3 protein-coding genes are annotated in these 2,095 nt (G+C 56.2%); 2 read left to right on the top strand and 1 reads right to left on the bottom strand.

The features are described 5' to 3' along the window. Window positions 1–250 precede the first annotated feature (250 nt). Both QJT78_RS50625 and QJT78_RS50620 read left to right on the top strand, forming a co-directional pair. Window positions 251–454, top strand: coding sequence for a hypothetical protein (locus QJT78_RS50625; protein WP_155258019.1), 204 nt, complete (start codon window positions 251–253; stop codon window positions 452–454). Between the two features lie 385 nt (window positions 455–839). Beyond that, window positions 840–1,058: a hypothetical protein gene (locus QJT78_RS50620; protein ID WP_028152507.1), complete on the top strand. Its 219-nt coding sequence runs from the start codon at window positions 840–842 to the stop codon at window positions 1,056–1,058. Window positions 1,059–1,172: 114 nt separating this feature from the next. Here QJT78_RS50620 and QJT78_RS50615 read toward each other — a convergent pair whose 3' ends face one another. Further along, window positions 1,173–1,787, bottom strand: coding sequence for a polymorphic toxin type 4 domain-containing protein (locus QJT78_RS50615; protein ID WP_028152506.1), 615 nt, complete (start codon window positions 1,785–1,787; stop codon window positions 1,173–1,175). Window positions 1,788–2,095: the final 308 nt, after the last annotated feature.

Here is a 2,095-nt window from a genome sequence, read left to right as displayed (position 1 = left end):
GTCAACGCATACAACGACAGAGCCGAGCCCTTCGTCTGGACCAAGAAAAAGGTCCGTCAACGCCGTTTCAAAGGCCGCCGTATCACTCAGCTCTGATTCCGGGTACTAGCTCTCGCATATGTGACTGCTGCACCGTCGCAGCCAACGAATAGCCCCCCTGTTTTGTGATCCTGTTCACATCTGGCGCGCCAGAGGTGTGGTATCGCGCCCACTTAAACGACGCCGGCTCAAAACGACGGAGGGCTCGATCTTGCCCGCCATTTTCGATTTTCTGTACCGTGAATATTGCCGTGCGCGTCTCGTCGAGATGCGGATGCAGCTATTCCTGAACAAGACGAATAGCCCTGAAATCCTTGAAGCGGAGGGCACCGTCAGCAATTCGGACTGTGCTAACGCTCGGGATCGCGCCTTAGGAGCCCGGCAGCACGAAGACGGCCGCCCCGGGCCAAGTTGAACGGCTTCAGAGAGCCAAGCGAGGTGAATAACAGATCGCCACCGCCTCGCCACCAAACCGGCTATCGACTCAACACGCATGTTGCGGCGCGCCGGGGGCGATGCGCATGCGTGGTGTAGTGATGCGCGATTGTTCCAATCGGCACTTAATTGCGGTCCTGAGTGGGCTGGCGGTCTCGGTGCTCCTACTTGGCGCGATCCGCGCTCGAAATGAAGGCCCGGCTGAGAAACAAGTCATCGCTGTGTCAGAACACAGCAAGGCCCCCACCACCTTGGATTTTTGTGTCGTGGACCTGAGAGGGTCGCTGCCGTAGGAACACAATTCCTCGAGAAGTCCCGTCACGGTCAGGTCCGGCAGGATCATCTCCATCGCCCTGGCCTTTCCGATGATCCTGGGCGAGCGCTGCGTGCTGCCGCCTGGAAAAATGTCAATACGTGTTTCCAGGACCGATGCAGTGACGGCGACGCATTCGCGTATGCGTCTTTATGGAAAGGACTTGGCCGGCGGATGGGCCGCGGCTGGCCCGCCGTTTATTGCGCTGGCGCTTGCAGCGGATGTGGCGTTACCTAAGGACAAGCGGACGGGCACGAAAAACATCGACTGACCGCGCAGAGGCCTCGCAGGTGCAAAATAGCAAAGTAGGACCCCGGACGAGACTTCGACGCCGCGTCGATGATTTCGAGCCGTGACAGCACTTGCGAGGGATCGGGATTGATCTTCAAAGCGTGACCTTCAAGTCCATAACGACCGGAGATCCTGGAGCCGCGGTCTCAATATTAATCTCGTAAAATTCGTGGTGGTTTCCTGGACCATCAACCGTCACGCTATAAGCGATCTCTCTGGCAAATTCAGTTATCATGTTTTCTTCGTTCCATGACTCAACTGAAGCGTTGATTTTGACGTCTGAGCCATACTTCGTATCTTCGTAAAGCTCACGGATTCGAGCTTCTATTCCACGGTTCTGAAGATATTGGTTCACTTCTTTTGGTACCCACATCATTCCGGCAAAAGCTTCGTCACCAAAACCGGGACCCCATGCATGGCCCATCTCAAACTGTGAAATGTTTGGATAGCGTTTCTTGACATCTCCCGACAAGCTTTTGATGCGGTGGATTTTGTTGAAATCGGGAGCCTGGATCTTTCCGTTTGGTCTCGTGGAGGGAGACCCGCGCCATAACGGCTCGAGTAATTTCCCACTGATAAGCGTGAGGGTGTGGCTCTTAGGGTCGAGCGGCAACTCCTTACGAATTTGCTGGATGCCAAATGTGTTCGCGGTTAGTCGCTCTTGCGGCATGAACGGACGCCTGGGATGAGAATACAAAAGAAGCGCCATAGCACGTCGGCCTCCTGCAAACTCTTCTGCCACTGTACTTCAGAATCTACTAGGGGCACAGATCGTTCTGCCGCAGGACCTGCGTGGAATTCGTCGTCGACACTTATGCCGGCTCTCTCAGCAAGACTAGGGCAGGGTGAAAAGAAGCCATGCGGCCGCCGGTGCGGCTCGGCAACGCCTCGTGTGGACCGCCCTCATTATTGTCAATCGGCGTTTGACTGGGACCCCCTATCGGCCTCCAAAAGGGACCCCTTTGATCGGCGTGCTCTGCTGGTAGCGCTCGGGTCGTCGGAGCTGGTCGGGGTTGC

The sequence above is a fragment of the Bradyrhizobium sp. Mp27 genome (assembly GCF_029953005.1).
In the GTDB taxonomy this organism is placed as follows: Bacteria; Pseudomonadota; Alphaproteobacteria; order Rhizobiales; family Xanthobacteraceae; genus Bradyrhizobium; species Bradyrhizobium barranii.
Note: the sequence above shows the minus strand (reverse complement) of the source record. Positions and strands in the feature narration are given on the sequence as shown.